The 15,613-nt window shown below is 47.7% G+C and carries 10 protein-coding genes; 2 read left to right on the top strand and 8 right to left on the bottom strand.

Features of this window, described 5'->3' with window-relative positions:
* Window positions 1-70: 70 nt before the first annotated feature.
* The 3 genes from FHS17_RS09025 to FHS17_RS09015 all read right to left on the bottom strand — a co-directional run bounded on the left by FHS17_RS09025 (window position 71) and on the right by FHS17_RS09015 (window position 5,685).
* Window positions 71-1,621 carry a response regulator transcription factor gene (locus FHS17_RS09025; protein WP_167278048.1) on the bottom strand — a complete coding sequence of 517 codons (1,551 nt, stop codon included), beginning with the start codon at window positions 1,619-1,621 and terminating at the stop codon, window positions 71-73.
* On the bottom strand, window positions 1,618-3,399 hold the full coding sequence (locus FHS17_RS09020; protein ID WP_167278047.1) for a cache domain-containing sensor histidine kinase: 1,782 nt from the start codon (window positions 3,397-3,399) through the stop codon (window positions 1,618-1,620). Before FHS17_RS09020 ends, FHS17_RS09025 begins: the two co-directional genes overlap by 4 nt.
* A gap of 108 nt (window positions 3,400-3,507) precedes the next feature.
* Complete coding sequence (locus FHS17_RS09015) at window positions 3,508-5,685, bottom strand: alpha-galactosidase (RefSeq protein ID WP_167278046.1); 2,178 nt, start codon at window positions 5,683-5,685, stop codon at window positions 3,508-3,510.
* 192 nt (window positions 5,686-5,877) lie between these two features.
* On the opposite strand from FHS17_RS09015, the gene FHS17_RS09010 reads away from it, so the two are divergent.
* Window positions 5,878-6,696 carry an AraC family transcriptional regulator gene (locus FHS17_RS09010; RefSeq protein WP_167278045.1) on the top strand — a complete coding sequence of 273 codons (819 nt, stop codon included), beginning with the start codon at window positions 5,878-5,880 and terminating at the stop codon, window positions 6,694-6,696.
* A 70-nt stretch (window positions 6,697-6,766) separates the two neighbouring features.
* Here the strand turns inward: FHS17_RS09010 and FHS17_RS09005 are convergent, their stop codons facing one another.
* Entirely contained in the window at window positions 6,767-8,752 is a 1,986-nt protein-coding gene (locus FHS17_RS09005; RefSeq protein ID WP_167278044.1) for a beta-galactosidase, read from the bottom strand.
* A gap of 114 nt (window positions 8,753-8,866) precedes the next feature.
* Between FHS17_RS09005 and FHS17_RS09000 the strand changes: the two genes are divergently transcribed.
* Window positions 8,867-9,709, top strand: coding sequence for an AraC family transcriptional regulator (locus tag FHS17_RS09000; RefSeq protein ID WP_167278043.1), 843 nt, complete (start codon window positions 8,867-8,869; stop codon window positions 9,707-9,709).
* A 561-nt stretch (window positions 9,710-10,270) separates the two neighbouring features.
* On the opposite strand, the gene FHS17_RS08995 is transcribed toward FHS17_RS09000, so the two are convergent.
* The 4 genes from FHS17_RS08995 to FHS17_RS30845 all read right to left on the bottom strand — a co-directional run bounded on the left by FHS17_RS08995 (window position 10,271) and on the right by FHS17_RS30845 (window position 15,194).
* Window positions 10,271-10,501, bottom strand: coding sequence for a hypothetical protein (locus tag FHS17_RS08995; protein ID WP_167278042.1), 231 nt, complete (start codon window positions 10,499-10,501; stop codon window positions 10,271-10,273).
* A gap of 296 nt (window positions 10,502-10,797) precedes the next feature.
* Window positions 10,798-12,213 (bottom strand): family 43 glycosylhydrolase, encoded by a 1,416-nt coding sequence (locus FHS17_RS08990; RefSeq protein WP_167278041.1) that lies wholly within the window; start codon window positions 12,211-12,213, stop codon window positions 10,798-10,800.
* Window positions 12,210-14,417: a hypothetical protein gene (locus FHS17_RS08985; RefSeq protein ID WP_167278040.1), complete on the bottom strand. Its 2,208-nt coding sequence runs from the start codon at window positions 14,415-14,417 to the stop codon at window positions 12,210-12,212. Before FHS17_RS08985 ends, FHS17_RS08990 begins: the two co-directional genes overlap by 4 nt.
* Window positions 14,418-15,059: 642 nt before the next feature.
* Window positions 15,060-15,194, bottom strand: coding sequence for a hypothetical protein (locus tag FHS17_RS30845; protein ID WP_279590338.1), 135 nt, complete (start codon window positions 15,192-15,194; stop codon window positions 15,060-15,062).
* Window positions 15,195-15,613: the final 419 nt, after the last annotated feature.

The raw sequence follows: 15,613 nt of genomic DNA, 5'->3' as shown, positions 1-15,613 counted from the left end.
CTATATTCCATATTAAATCAGTGGGAGGAGAAGGCACATACAACGGATTTCGGAGAAAATCATCCACAAATTATAGATTCTTATAATCCGATGGTGATCGGCCTTCATATTTTTTGAATTTGCCGTGAAAGTAGTTGACGTTCGCATAACCAACGCGTTCAGCCACTTCGTAGACCTTCATGCCCTGGCTTAGAAACTCTTTAGCCTTTTGAATTCGAACCTTGTCCAGATAGGTATTAAAATATTCCCCCGTCTTGTTCTTGAACAACTGTCCCAAATAAGCGGCACTGTAATTGAGCAGTCCGGCTAATGTTTCAAGCCTCAGATTATCTGAGTAATGCCTATTAATAAAGTCGATCATTATCTTAAATTCCTGCTCCTTACCCCCAGATTCCGAGTCTTCCGCAAACGCAAGCAGGAAACGGTTCATTTCCTCCACAAGATCCTCCAGATACTCCTGCTGGAAAATCCCGTTTAAAAAACGGGATACTGCCCCCGTTTCTTTCCATACCATACGGGATCCGGCAGTCAGCTTATGGACTACTGCATTAGACAGAAAAAAGAATGATTCCTTGACCGTTTTCTCCTCTTGCCCCCGGCTCAGAAAATAACCTGCGGCTTCTTTCAACAGTGGAAGGATCATAGCCTTGTTGCCTATATCCAAACTGTAATAAAGTTTGAAAATGAACTCCTCCAATCGTTCTGGGTTATCTTCGATCATCCACAATGATTCCGTCGAAGAGAGAAGAGCAGGAGAATTCGGTCCAAGAAGCTGGTCCTTCTCACTAAAAAAGGCTTGCTTCACCGCTTTCTGAGCATTTAGATAAGAGCTGCATATTTCTTCGGGAACGGACACCACTCCTCCTGTTGCAGCGATGAACCGAAGACCGCCCGAAGCGCTTCTGAGCTCGTTATACAATTCCTCGCGCCGTTGTTTTCCGCGGAGTGGCTCATTGAGGAGAAGGACCGTGTAGGGAGGAAAGACGGTTACAATCCCCTTATTTCGCCCCTCAATGATTGGTTTAAGTCCAGCTGAAAGCTGATTTAACGCATTGAAACGCTCCGCATCGGAAATACGCAGGGAGATAATGACGACTTCATACCCGCTCCACAACAGATCCGCATCCTTAGCCTTGCTTCTCCATTTATCAGGGTCTTCAATTTTTGCCTGAGGGACCAGCAGGCTATGCAGGTGTGCTTCTCTGTTTACCCCGCCTGTCTGACTTAGCTCCGCCTGATGGCGCTCCTTTTCAATCTGCTCGCGTACCCGTTGTAAACTTGCCGACATTTCGCGGATGTCCACCGGTTTAACCATATAGCCGGCAACTCCGTATTTGATAGCTTGTTTGGCATACTCGAAATCGGCATATCCGCTGAGAATAATAAAATGTAAACGACGGCCGGCGGCTGTCAGGTGCTGAATCATTTGCAGCCCATCCATAATGGGCATTCGGATATCGACAATGACGACATCGGGAGTTACCTCCTCGATAACGCTCAATGCCTCTTTCCCATTAGTTGCGGCAGCCGTAACCGTAAAGCCGAGGCTTTCCCATGGGATCAATGTTTGAAGGCCATTCCTGAGCTTCGGTTCATCGTCTACGATAACGACCTTTATCATTTAAGTTCACCTCCGGGAATAAAAAACGTGATACAAGCGCCGTTCCCTGGTTCGCTCTCAATACTTAAGGCACTGGATGGCCCATACAGCAGGACGAGCCGATCGTTTACATTACGCAGTCCGATTCGTTGTCCCTCCTGATCATGCACGGATGCAGTCAGCTCCTCCCGTACTTTAACCAGCCGATCAGGCGTGAAGCCCGCTCCGTTGTCAATTACTTTAACTTGTACTCCCCCTGGAATTCTCTTCACTTCCAAGTCAATGACAGCTCCTTCTGCATCGTAATCCAACCCGTGAACAATAGCATTTTCTATCAAAGGCTGAATAATCAACGGCGGTACCGGCATATCCTCCAGTTCCGGATCAATGGTCAAGCGGTAATTCAAACGGTCCTCATACCGGAACTTCTGAATATCAAGATAACAACGTACCCGCTCAAGTTCTTCTTGCAGCGAGATCTTGCGGTTATCAGCCTCAAGACTGCTGCGCAGCAGCTTGCTCAGCATCCATACGGCCTCGGCAATATCATCCTGCTTGCGAATATGGGCCTCCATCCGGATCGACTCCAGAGAATTGAACAGAAAATGCGGATTAATCTGGCTCGCAAGCATCTTGAACCTGATCTCGTTTTGTCTTTGCTCAATAAGGTTTTTCTGATCGACTGTTTCTTTGACCTCTTGAATCAAATGCTTGACGTTTCGGACAAGCGCATTAAATTGCTTGGACAGCAGCCCAACTTCATCTTTTCCGTCAATATGGATAAACGTCTCCAATGAACCCGATCCCGCTTTGGAAATATGCTTGCTCAAGCGTAAAAGCCTACTGGATAATAGCGAAGCGGAAGCATAAATAAGTAAGACTGCAAAGATCAGGCTGGCCGTAATCACGATTACACCTAAGCGGATCACTTGATTGGCATCCCGGGTGATTTCTGAGATAGAAAAAATAGAAATGATGCGAAGTCCATTCCAACTGTTTTCTGGATTCAGATTTGCGATTACCACTTTGGACGCTTTACCGTTAACCAACGTGTTGTAACTTCCTTCCTGACTGGAAAGTATAGTCTCGTCGGCATGGATTTCAGAAAGATTTTTCCCGAACAAGTCAGCCTTATTGGATGCGATAATCCGATTACGGTTGTCCACGATCAGGGTTGGGAATGACTCCTGATCAAGAATTGAACTTAACTGCTGCTTGTCTACATTAATGACCAGAACCCCTTTTGGCTCCAGAGTGTCCAGTGAAAATGCGCGAATCAGACTTAGATACTCGGCACCTTTTCGTTCATCGGTGATTAAGTTCCATCCGGCAAGTCCTTTCTCTGCAATAGCCTCCTGGTACCAAAATTGATTGGCTGTCGTCTCATCCGGCTGGATAAATTCCCAATTGTTAAGCGCTCCTGGATTCGTGACATAAACACGGATGCCGGATATTTCTTTGTACAGCTGAAGATAGTCGCGAATATCCGTATATTCCTGATATGTCTTAATGACTTCGACGTAGCTGTCATACTGTTGACTGGCCACCTTTTTCATCCGGTTATCATTGGTTAACCGATATGAGATGTCCAGCGGTACTCTAATCAGCTCTTCCGTACGCTTCTGGACGCGCTCAACATTGGCGGAAACTTGCATGGAGGTGTCTTTAATGACGATTTCCTTAAGCTTCCCTGTCAGAAATATGCCGCATAGCAATAAGGGAAGAACGGCTACCGAAATGAACGTAATTGCCAGCTTCTTCTTCATTTTCATGTCATTCATTACTCGGATAAAAAACATGTTGTTGTACCCTCCTAAGCGCTTTCATTTATCCGTTGCGCGCAAAATGCCCCTTTTCATAAAAAAGGGGCATCAGTCAATTTCATAGTTTCTTCATGGAGCCCAGCTTTACTCTGCCTTCACTGCTTTAAGTCTGAACCATCCGCTTTCATAGTCTTTCTGCTGATAAGCAAGATGAAGTCCCAACTGCATGAGCCTGTCTCCCCCATAGCTAGACTTTTCTCCACGGTCACCTGACCAAACTTCGTACTCAAGTTCCGGGTTAAGCCCATCTAGCCGCAAGGTTTTTCGCGGTGCGTTCGGCACGGCCATCACTTGGAAATAGTATACGACGGCTTCCTCTTTGTCTTCGGATACAAACATCCAAGCCGATTCGTTCCCTTCAAACGGACTCTTCAAGCGATACAAGTCGCCCTTCTGAACTAATCCACGAATCTGCTTGTAGGATATGACTTGGTTTTTTACCATCTCTTTTTCTTCATCGCTGAATTTAGTTAGATCAAGCTCATATCCGAAGTTTCCGGACATAGCGACGTTCCCTCGAAAATCAAGTGGCGTTATCCGTCCGACTTGATGGTTCGGAACGGCTGATACATGCGCTCCAATTGCGCTTACAGGGTAAACAAGGCTGGTACCGTATTGTATCTTTAACCGTTCCACCGCGTCGGTATTATCACTAGTCCAAGTTTGAGGCATGTAGTAGAGCATTCCGGGATCGAAGCGGCCTCCTCCGCTTGAGCAGCTCTCAAACAGAATATCTGGATATGCCGTGGTGATGCGTTCCAACAGCTCGTACAATCCTAAAACATAGCGATGGGCCGTCTCCGATTGACGTTCAGAGGGCAGTGAAGCGGAACCTATTTCAGTTAGAGCGCGGTTCATGTCCCACTTCACATAAGAGACCGGCACGCTGGAGAAGATCGCTGAAAGGGAGTCGTAAATGTAATCTCGAACTTCCTTTCGAGTATAATCCAGCACAAGCTGCCATCTTGCTTCGCTGCGCCTGCGCCCAGGAACATGAAGACACCAGTCCGGATGTTTTTGGTAAAGCTCGCTGTCCGGTGAGATCATTTCCGGCTCGAACCAAAGCCCAAATTGAAGACCCAGCTTATTAATGCGTTTTGCCACATCCGCAAGTCCTTCCGGCAGCTTACGGCGATCCTCATACCAGTCTCCAAGAGATGAATTATCGGAATCCCGCTTGCCAAACCAGCCGTCATCCAATACGAACAGCTCTATGCCTAGCTTTGCTCCCTCATCTGCTATTGCTACCAACTTATCGGCATTAAAATTAAAATAAGTCGCCTCCCAGTTATTGACTAGAACCGGCCGTTCTTCATCCCGGTATTTCCCTCGGCATAGCCTTGTCCGGTATAAACGATGATAAGTACGCGACATCTCTCCCAATCCTTGCTTGGAGTAAACCATAACGACTTCCGGCGTTTGGAAGCTCTCATATGGATTTAGCAGCCATGAAAAATCAAAGGAGTTTATTCCCATGCTCATTCGCGTAGAGCCGAATGAATCCACTTCCGCTACTGCTTCAAATCCGCCGCTGTATACCAGGCTGAAGCCGTAAGCTTCACCATTATGTTCTGTCGTTTCCGGAGTGACTAACGCGGAAAAGGGGTTTAATTGATGGCTGCTCATGCCTCTCTTACTATCAATTCGGGTCTCGCCCTGATGTAGCGCTCTACGGGTCATATTGCCTTCCCGAGCCCAGGCTCCGGAAAGATAGACGATCTCCAAGTCTCCTTTGCCACCGAAATCCACGCTTGCACTTAGAGCACGGAGAAGCCGAAGCTTCTTACTCCCTTCATTGCTCAAGCGTGCAGATCGGACGATGACATTCCGATCTGCGAATATCGTATAAATAAGGACAACTTTTAAACCTGAATAAGCATCCCTCAGCTCCAGCTCCAATGTCTCTGCTTCGGGTTCACTCTCTACATAAACGGCCGGAAGTCCAGCTAATAAAGGCTTTCCCTTAATGAGCTTGTAGCCTGCGTACTTTAACTCTGTAATTCGAGTTCCATCCTCAAGCTCTACTTGATATGCCGGGTTGCGAAAGTCCCCGCTCCCGTATTGAGGGTATTCTTGAAGCAAGCGATCCAATCCGGCCTTCTCGGGAGTGTGAATGAATAAATCCGCCATGGATTCCCGGTGCTTCAGTTTGTCTCCCCAATGTACATGAACAGGATAGCCGTCCACAATTTGAATAAGATAACTCATGCCAGCCGACTGCAGGTGAAATAGCCCCGTATTTTCTTGAACAATGATGCCCATTAAAACTCCTCCTATTGCCCTATCCATTCAAGTTAATGTGCTGAAAATAAATATGGTTTTAAGCTTGGTATAGATTAATAGATACTCGTCAACTATACAGAAATAATATACCAATACTTAATAATTCGTATATAGCATGGTGCTCACTAAGTATGGTATAATGCTTGATAATTTATATTAAGGGGTTATTCCATGATTGAGTATTTGCCACGAAGCAAGCAGCACACTGAATTGCATTTAACTCAATTTGGCATCGAGGAATGTATACCGAGTCATTTTTTTGGGCCAGCAATCAGAAGTCACTTTCTGCTCCATTATATTTTGGAGGGAGAAGGGTTCTTCGAAGTCGACGGAAACAGATACCGGCTTCAGAAGGGTCAAGGCTTCCTAATCTATCCTGATGTCGTTACTTATTATCAAGCCGACTCCATGAACCCTTGGTCATATTGCTGGTTTGGTTTTGAAGGGACAATAGCGGAATTGCTTCTTAAGCAAGCAGGATTAACAAGGGAATGCCCAATCCTCAACTATAATGAAGACGATAAAATCTATACCTATTTGAAGTTAATGGCCGAGTCCAAAGGAAATCATAAAGCGAGAGAAATCAGACTGACAGGATTGCTTTATTTGTTGTTATCGCTACTTGCTGAATATGGTCCAGTAATGCCAACAGAGCAAAAGGAAAGTCGCGCGGAAATTTACGTTGATAAGGTCAAGGAACTCGTCGAAACCAACTTTGCTCAGAAAATGACCATTGAGGACATTGCTCGCATAGTCGGACTAAATCGAAGCTATCTTTGTTCGTTATTCAAACAGCAAATGAATACTAGCATTCAGGAATACTTAATTCGTATGAGGATTCATAAAGCATGCGAGATGATGGAAAATGTTGAGCTATCGATAGGGGATATTTCACGTTCCGTCGGCTACAATGACCCTTTGCTCTTCTCCAAAATGTTTAAAAAGATAAAAGGAACTTCCCCTAAACATTACCGGTCAGAAAATCGATAAAGGATAAAGGGCTGCCCTCAAGGTTTCAACCTTGTGAGACAGCCCTTCGCAAAGATGCAAGCCGCTGATCTTATAAAGTTAGAACATCTACTCCCAGAGCTGGCAGCGTCATCTTCTGCTCCAATCTCTCGCTCGTCAACAGACTGCGATAGGGAACGTCAAGCGTTACCTCACGCTTCTCATTCGTCAAATTGATCAGGAACAGGAAGCTTTCCTCACCCTTCGTTCGAATCGACAGCTCGACACCTTCCGGCAGCTGGAGCTTGGATGCCAAATTCTTTTCCTTCAATATGCCTTCGAACAGCTGATAGAAATACGATGGCTCCGGCCAAGTGCCGACATAATACACTTCACCTTCACCAAGCTTATTGACAGTAACCGCCGGCACACCTTCATAAAAGTCGTTGTCATACCAGGCAATCGGTTCTGCTCCTCGCAGTTCAAGCAGATCGCACCATTGCTTGGCAGCGAATGTCTTTCCCTCCGCGTTCCGAATCCGATGCTCGCTGTTGCCGATTGCATCATATTCACTAACGACAACACCGGCCGCTTCCGCGAGCAGCCCCGGCAGAGGCAGCATCTCACATACATTCCTCATGTTCTTCACGCCTGTCCGATTGGTGAGGATGACCGTGCCGCCCCTGGCTGCGAATCGCTCCAGCCGCTTCGCTACTTCTTCACTTAACAAAAAGAGGGAAGGGACAATAACCAACTTGTAGCCATCGAGCTCCTCCGTCCAGTTGATAACGTCCGTACCGACGCCCATTTTCAGAAATGCATTATGCATTAAGGACAAGTTGTCCATATAGTGCATTCCCCCCTCCGCTTGCGCCTGAAGGGTAAGCGCCGTGTGCTGATCATGCGAATGCAGAATCGCAACCTGGGTAACGATTGTCGAGCCGGCTAGCAGTTCTCCTAGCTGATTCACCTCGCGAGTAAGCTCCGCGAACTCCCTAAACCTGCGTCCTGGAACATTACTATGGTCGATAAGCCCATGCCAGAACTGTTCGGCTCCGACGACAGCACTCCGCCAGCGGAAATGAACGACCATATCGGCGCCGCGGGCGATTGTCTGCCAGGAACGAGCTCGGATCAGTCCCGGATAAGGGGTGCGCTGAATCGGCATCCAAGCGCCCTGTGCTCCACTAAGCTGCTCCATTACCCAGAAATTGCGGCGCTTGATGCCGCGAACCAAGTCCAGCGACAGCGCTCCGTTCCTTGGAAACCGATCACCATAATCGCGATACAGCTCATTCGGATAATAATCGACAGAGACAAAATCCAGCTCTTTGTGTAGATCATAATAGTCCAAGCTATTCGGGTATTGCCACATGTTATGCGTCACGAATTGGCCTGGACAGTTGCTGCGTAGAATTTCAAGCTGCCATCCCAGTAGATAGCCTACGCTGTCCGAGCAGAACCGCTTGTACTCCAAAAGATAGGAAGGATTCATCGGTTTGCTGGTACCAAGCGGCGTCGTTAACTCGGCCCAGCTGCTGTACTCCCCGCTCCAGACGACCGTGCCCCACTCGCGGTTCAACTCTTCCAGACTGGAATAACGCTTCTGCAGCCAAGCGACAAATGCACGATTGCATGTATCGCAATGGCATTCCTGGTAGTGCATCTCGTTATCGATTTGCCAGCCGATGACGGCGGGATGCTTCGCATAACGCTGAGACATCGCTTCCATAAATTTGGAGCCCAGCATTCTCAAGGAATAGCTGTTGTTGCAACGATGTCCTCGCACACCAGGCCGGATTATTTGACGTTGTTCATCCATTGGCAGCACATCCGGATAACGGGTTGTCATCCAGTTCGGCGGGGTATTGGTAGGTGTGCATAACACGATCTCCATGCCGCGCGCAGCGAATACTTCTATAGCTGCATCCAACCATTCAAACCGATAATCACCCTCGGTCGGTTCCATTCGGCTCCAGGCAAACTCTGCCATTCGTACAACAGCAACACCCGTCTCTTGCATAAGCGCTGCATCCTTCTCCCATAGCTCGGGAGTCCATTGCTCTGGATAATAATCAATTCCGATCTTAATTGTCATCCTGTATTCTCCTTTACCCATCAATATATTGCGATTATATGCTATATTAATTGGAGTGAATATCTTAAATAATTAATACGATATAATAATATTAAGATAACAGGAGAGTTGCCCATGCCTCATCCCAATCGTGCTTTCCCTGTACTTTCCGCCCGAGACAAGCTGCTCCCTTTTTATTTGCTTGGCATTGGTTTGCATCATGAACAGGAGCATATACGTCGAGACTCAGGTATTCAGGATTATCAGTGGATTCAATGCCGCAGTGGCGAGGGCAAGCTCAAGCTAAGTGAAACGGAGCATATCGTCAAACAAGGCATGGGCATGCTGCTGTTCCCCGGCCAGAAGCACGAATACTATGCTTTATCGAAAAGCTGGGAAGTCGACTGGATCATCTTCGATGGCAGCGGGTCAGTGAGCTTGTTCGAAACAGTCGGCATTGTAGACACATGCGTATTCGCGCTCTCATCGCCTGAATACCTTCTATCCCGAATGCGGGAGCTGCTGCAAGCTGCCCTTACGCCGCAGGAGCAAACGTTAAACAATTACGCCTGCTCCGCGATCCTCTATACCTTATTGACGGAGATTATTCAGCGCGTCTCTGTCGAGGGCAGCGATACCATCGGACAGCAGTATGAGCGGTTAAAGCCGGTCCTGGACTATATTGACCAGCACTATGCCGAAGAGATTACTTTGCAGACGCTCGCCGGACTGATGCGCGTAACTCCGGAATACTTTTGTCATTTGTTCAAGAAGACGACAGGCATTCGTCCCATCAGCTATGTCAATCAAGTAAGGATCAACAAGAGCAAGGAACTACTGCTGGACAATGTGCAGCACGAGATGCAGGATATTGCTCATCAAGTCGGCTTCGAATCTGCCAGTTATTATGGGGCAATCTTCAAAAAGCTGGAACGGCTCACACCCGGCGCCTTCCGCCGCAGCTATCAGAAGTCGTAACATTTGTACTGTCCAAGTGCATTCGAGGCGTGTACCTAATCAATTTGGAAGCAAAATCATTGGACATAAAAATCGCGTTATCCAAATGGGATAACGCGATTTTTATAGGATTTCGGTATGAGTAACTCCAATATCCTCGATATATTCCGGTGGATTGCAGCAATCACAACAAGGGATAGGCCCTACGAAAAGTGTGTTGGATTAGTTGATAGTCAGCATCATCGGCATTCTTACGTTTCTGCCTTACTGGTTCCGCTTTAAACCAAGCATAATATCCACTGCGGCTAAGACGCGCATAAATAGGCGATTAAACCCTTTAGCTGATACTTACGAATAGTAGTCTCGATGAGCTCGAAAGCTTCTGAAGGAGCTAACGTTTGCGCTTCGCCTGCCTTTCTAGAGCTTCGAGCTTTTTTAGAAATTCATTCTCTGCTTCTAAGAGCTTACTTTTTGCCTCAGCACGTTTTAGTTTTTCTTCTGTGCTTAGCTCCTTAGACGAAGGTCTTCCCGTACTGCCTTTGCCTCTTCGTCCATAAGTAATCCCTCCTCCCCAAACTTGTCTTACTTTGCTCTCCAACGTTTCAAGCCTTTCTTAGGCGTTACTCCGATAATGGCGACGTCAAATCCAGCTTCGAGAAATATCTGCATGGGTTGATAACCCTCGTTGTATGACTTAACAGCTTGTACTTTGAACTCAGGTTTGTAAGTTATTGCTTTTTCAGTTTCATGAACAACATTGAGATTTGACTCGAGCAACCTCATTAGCGTTGACGTGAAAAGACGTTTTGACATGATGTAGTTACCTCATTCACTGTAGTATTTTTCATTAAAACACAAAACCCGAAAGACAGGCACTTTTTTAAGTGTCTACCTTTCGGGTTACAGTTCAGTGAATACAGGGATCATCTTTTGACAGTCGTTGTATAAAGGCGTGTTTTAGTGGAGCACGATTGAATGTAATGAAAAGGCTTCCTACATTCGGATGCGGAGCGGATCGCCATAACCCCCTCTAGTCCCATTGCACTCCGCCACAAGTCTTTCGTGATGGCGAGACCGAAAGTGTCCTTTTGGTTGTTGCCGTCCGGGTATTATTCCAAGGTGAATGAAGCCAAGCTAGCGCCACCCATGCCCTTATACGTGAAGTACAACGCTTGAATGCCATCCGGAATGACGATATTCGTTGAATACTCCTTCCAAACATTCGTAAATTCGACCGGAATTCTTGCTAGAACGGGGCCGTCCCAAGATGTTTTGATTTCGAAGTCGCCGCGGCAATAGCCGCGCACTTTGATTTTGATTTTGCGGATTCTCTCGCAGCGGAAATACTTGAAGCCCGCCGTAGAGGAGTCCCTCATGTTGGCGATATATCCTAACTCCTCATCCTCGTCTTTACCGTCTTGGGTTATCTTCGGAAACCGGCTGTCCAGCCATTCTCCGGGAGCTCCCGTATACAACGCCTCGTCTCGACAGAACAGATTACAGACTATGTATGCGGGATATTCACCTTTTCCTTCAAGCAGTTCTCCATTTGGTCCAGAAGAAGTCATCTCCGCCTGAATAATCGTGCCGTCCTCTCTGAATTCGATCGGCTCGATGCATCCCTGTCGGCTGAAATTCGTACCGTTCGTATGCCGGTGATAGAAGATGTACCACTTTTCATCCACTTCTATAATACTGCCGTGGTTATTGCCGCCATAGAACATCGGTTTATCCGCCGGCTTGTAAGAATCGATATGAAGATCGTTATTGCTTATAATGACGCCTTGATAGACAAAATCACGGGTCGGAGATTGACTGGTCGCATAGCACAACTCGTGCATGACGACGGATGAATAGATTAAATAATACGTGTTGCCTCTCTTCCTAATGGAGGGCGCCTCAAAGAAGGCATGTCCTTCAAATCCGCTCCCCTTGCAATAAGGTTCGCTTGGCGCGACAATTACCGGTTCTTCTATTACCGTGAGCATATCCGAATCGAGCACTGTCACCATGGCGCCATGCCTTGATTTATCGCCGACCGCGCAGAATCCGGTGTACAAATACGTCCGTTCGCCTTCCGTGAGCACGCCCGGGTCAAATTGAGGTTCGTCACCTTCTCTCTCCCCCAGACGAGTGCCGTCGGCGTACCTGACGTAGCCATAGAACTCAAACTTACCGGCCGGCTTGTCGCAGACCGCTACCGAAACTATGGAGACCTTATCGAGAACATAATAAAGGTAATATCGTCCATCGGGTCCAACCGTGACGTCCGGCGCATAGAGACACATGCTGGCGTCCGGATTGAGCGGATCGTCTGTTTTCTTGTAAATCACGCCTTCATAGCGCCAATCGCCCATATCCTTCACCGGTGCCGACCAGCACACATAATCGTTGAGGCAATATGCATGTCCGTTAAACCGGTCGTGCGATCCATACACGTAAACTCTGCCGTTAAATAAATAAGGTTCCCCGTCTGGTATGTATTCCCACGACGGAAGATATGGGTTAAATCCTTGTTTTCTCATATCCCTTGCACTCCCCTTCCGAATGAATCATAGATACGGTTTCTCTTGGCCCTCTCCTCCGGATGGAGCTTCTGCGCATCTGCGATCTCGTAGACGCCGAAGGTGTCGTACAGCCTCGAAGAAGGATCGACTTCCACATAGGTGCACCAGGGTAGCCAGTGGTAATGACTTTGCAGCGTTTGGCTCGTAAAGTTGCCACTCTCGTGCCCGAGGCCGGGCATGACGTAGCCTATGCTGCCGTCCGCATCGGTAGACTGCCGAGTATTCTTATGAATGAATTCGGCGAAGTCGAGGTAATGCTCATCGCCAGTAATGACATACAGCCGGTAATAGGTGTACGAGCAAGCCGCCATGTAGACATCTGCGCCGCCGCCGATCGTGATGATGCTCTGACCGCTGATCCGGAACTTGTTGAATGGATGTTTCGGCCAGAGGGTGCGCACGGGGAACGTCCAGGCGTATGTCCATGTCTCGGTGTAGTTGGCCGCTCCGATCGCGCCTTCGAGCCATTTCTGCTTGCCGGTCAAATCGTACAAGGCCAGGAATCCGAATAGGGCATAGATGCCCGCCTCTTTGTCCTGGATGTCCAGATTGTCGCAGGTGCCGCCCCGGTACTCCAGGTTCCGGTAATTGTTATCGTAAGACCACTCGCCTGCTTTGGTGGCAGTTGTCTTATATCTTTCATCGCCGGTCACGAGATAGAATTGGACCAGGAACCGAATCACGCTGGGTGTATTGGACTTCGAATCCATGCGGATGGAGCTGTCGGCGTTGTACGCACGATAGAAGCTGCCGTCTTCGTTCTGAACACTTACCAGCCAATCGGCCGTCCTTCTGCAAAATCCCAGCCAGTCTGACAACTCGTCGCCCTTCCTTCGCATATATACATAGGCGTCCAAGATCGCCTCGATCCCGTCGGCCAGCATCCGAATATAGTGGGGATACGGCTCGAATCCGTTGATATTGGGATTGTAACACATCTGCGGCAGTCCGGATTCAGTCATGGCCGTCCTCACCCAGAAATCGATCACTTTCACGCCTTTCTCAAACGCTTCAGGCACGTTCATCTTGTCGCCGTAACGAAGAAGCTGATAGCCGATGCCTGGCTGCTGCCCGACGAAGCCGAACTGGAAGGAGACGCTGGAGATATCCATGCCGGGCAGTTGGCAGGCAAACGGCAGTCCGTACGAATCGCCGTACTTCCTCGTGAATCGGTTAAGAATGTTCATACCGTTGTGGAAATGGCGTTCGTTATCCACCACAAATAGCTTGTCGCGCAGCCTGGCATACGTCGTCCGCCATACGTCTCTCATCATCGGCTGAAAGTCCTTGTATTTCCCAAGATGGATGGCGACGGCGTAATGTTGTTCGAAGCCGACTTCCACGGGATGATTCACGCGTTGGAACGTCTTCGATCTCCGGTTGTAGTCGAGTCCCCCGTACGAACGTTGACCGGGCATCTGTCCGTCGGAGCCCGGATACACGTAATCGATGGACAGGCCTTCGATCTTAGTATCGTGCTCCTTGCGAACAGCAAAGCCGTAATACATGTAATTCAGCGTCTTGCTTTCCGGCTTGCTCATGCCGATGGCTCCGACGGTGCATTTCGGGTCCGCGATATTTTCCGATCTCACAATGTCCATAGACGGCAGAGTTGCGTCGGCTTCCCAGCGCGATAGCGCCGCCGTCTCCCCCGAAGAGATGTTTTGCATCGCGAACAACGGCAGGGCGTAACCGGTCTCCATCCGCCAGAAATATTCGTTATCCAAATCTTTGCCCATGGCGGAGACGGGGGCGAATTCGTTCTGCTTGTACCAGACGCCGGGCGCAAAACAATTGTAGTCATGAACGTCATCGGATTCCGCCATCGTCAAAGAGAATTTGGTGGAGAACCCAAGGTCGTCTCCCGCCTTCAACACCTTGACGTTCCGGCTAATCTTGAATCCTGCGCCTGAGACTTCAAATACGTCCGTAAAGGAAAAGGCCGAACCCGAAGGCACGGTTAATGTGCCTTCTGCAATGATTTTGTCTTCGGAAGCGCTGATGTCGGAGTATGCATGGTCGTAAAATTCGCTGACGGCGAAGGCAGTCTTCACTGTCACGAACATCGGTCGCTTGTTTGAATAGAGAAGTCTGTCGTTATTGCGTACCTCCATGCCGCCTTCCTTAAAGCTCAGAGTATAGTCGTCGCAATTCAGCTTCATTGAATGTCTCCCCTTTCAGGTCGGTCCTTCCGGGTTCAGCTATTCTCTTTGAAAGAATGCTTCAGAATGCTCATGAAAAAATCTCCTCAGAATTGATCTCAAACCCTATATACTAAAATAAAACTAAATAGTAAAGGTGAGAGGCATAACAAACATTTATTATGTCGAGTATGATGCGGCACATAACAGTAATTTTATTTTTAATATTCCTGAAGGTCATAACTACTGGCTGCTGGTCATTACGCAAACCCCCGCTCAATTTTGGGTAGAGGGAAAACAAAGAAAATTTTGACAACTGCTTAGTGTTGGCACCTTTTTGTAGTGATAGCGGTTTCAGTTGTTATCTCAAATGTAAGGCTTCTGGCTATTTGATACAATGACATATTCTAACTGTTTATTGATCAATAATCATTTTCATCTTTAGAACTCGATAATTTGCAAGAAAAACAGCATCGTTTTTCGCTGTTTATGCCAAATTAGAGTCGTCTATTTCCCTCAAGGTTCTCTTCTCTCACCTACAACATAAAACCAAATGACCCTCACCAGCCTAAGTATTCGCAGGCAAAAAGCACGGAGTAGCGGAAGACTTTAAATAAAAGGGCTTCGGATCCGTTCCGTCAGAAAGAGACGTCCATGCGCATACTACCTTAGATCCCCTGTACCAGCTAAAATGGCCGTGGTGAAGATCTTGCCCAGCCTTTTTATAGTGCGAAGCTGCTGCGCCATAGGAATCTCAGAAAGAAGAGCCTCGATGTCTTTTTCAATCTGTTTAAGCATGCTGACCACACCGGCATGGTTACGGAGCTGAAATATACGGATTATAAGAGTGATTTTGTCGCAGATCCGAACGCAGGGAATAAACCGAAATAATGAATAAGGGGATGGCTGCAGCCATCCCCTTATTCATTATGAACGAACCCCTGCAGCTTTTTGTCTTCCGGAGAATAGCCCATTTAGAAGCTTTCTTTCTCAAACAATGAAGATGGCTTTCAAAATCTTCTTCGTTGGATCCACTCATTGCAAGTAACTCATAGCCTTAGCGCGCAATCGTGGGTATGGAACCTACCAGTCATTACTGGCTTAACGTCTCGAGATCTCTCTCTGAGCGTCAATTTGAAGTTGAATCCTGCGATGATGTCTCTTCCAATCCCATCCCATCCCATGAAAATAAAGAAGACGTTCAGGCGTCTTCTTTA

Origin of the sequence: Paenibacillus lupini (genome assembly GCF_011761355.1) — a bacterium.
Lineage (GTDB): Bacteria > Bacillota > Bacilli > Paenibacillales > Paenibacillaceae > Pristimantibacillus > Pristimantibacillus lupini.
The sequence above is the reverse complement of the archived record's forward strand: the minus strand, read 5'-3'. Positions and strand labels throughout refer to the sequence as shown.

Excerpts from the sequence above, each read along its gene's own strand:
- FHS17_RS09005 (WP_167278044.1), bottom strand. The coding sequence starts at position 8,752 with ATGACAATTAAGATCGGAATTGATTATTATCCAGAGCAATGGACTCCC.
- FHS17_RS09000 (WP_167278043.1), top strand. The coding sequence starts at position 8,867 with ATGCCTCATCCCAATCGTGCTTTCCCTGTACTTTCCGCCCGAGACAAG.
- FHS17_RS08990 (WP_167278041.1), bottom strand. The coding sequence starts at position 12,213 with ATGAGAAAACAAGGATTTAACCCATATCTTCCGTCGTGGGAATACATA.
- FHS17_RS30845 (WP_279590338.1), bottom strand. The coding sequence starts at position 15,194 with ATGCTTAAACAGATTGAAAAAGACATCGAGGCTCTTCTTTCTGAGATT.
- FHS17_RS08985 (WP_167278040.1), bottom strand. The coding sequence starts at position 14,417 with ATGAAGCTGAATTGCGACGACTATACTCTGAGCTTTAAGGAAGGCGGC.
- FHS17_RS09010 (WP_167278045.1), top strand. The coding sequence starts at position 5,878 with ATGATTGAGTATTTGCCACGAAGCAAGCAGCACACTGAATTGCATTTA.
- FHS17_RS09025 (WP_167278048.1), bottom strand. The coding sequence starts at position 1,621 with ATGATAAAGGTCGTTATCGTAGACGATGAACCGAAGCTCAGGAATGGC.
- FHS17_RS08995 (WP_167278042.1), bottom strand. The coding sequence starts at position 10,501 with ATGTCAAAACGTCTTTTCACGTCAACGCTAATGAGGTTGCTCGAGTCA.
- FHS17_RS09015 (WP_167278046.1), bottom strand. The coding sequence starts at position 5,685 with ATGGGCATCATTGTTCAAGAAAATACGGGGCTATTTCACCTGCAGTCG.
- FHS17_RS09020 (WP_167278047.1), bottom strand. The coding sequence starts at position 3,399 with ATGTTTTTTATCCGAGTAATGAATGACATGAAAATGAAGAAGAAGCTG.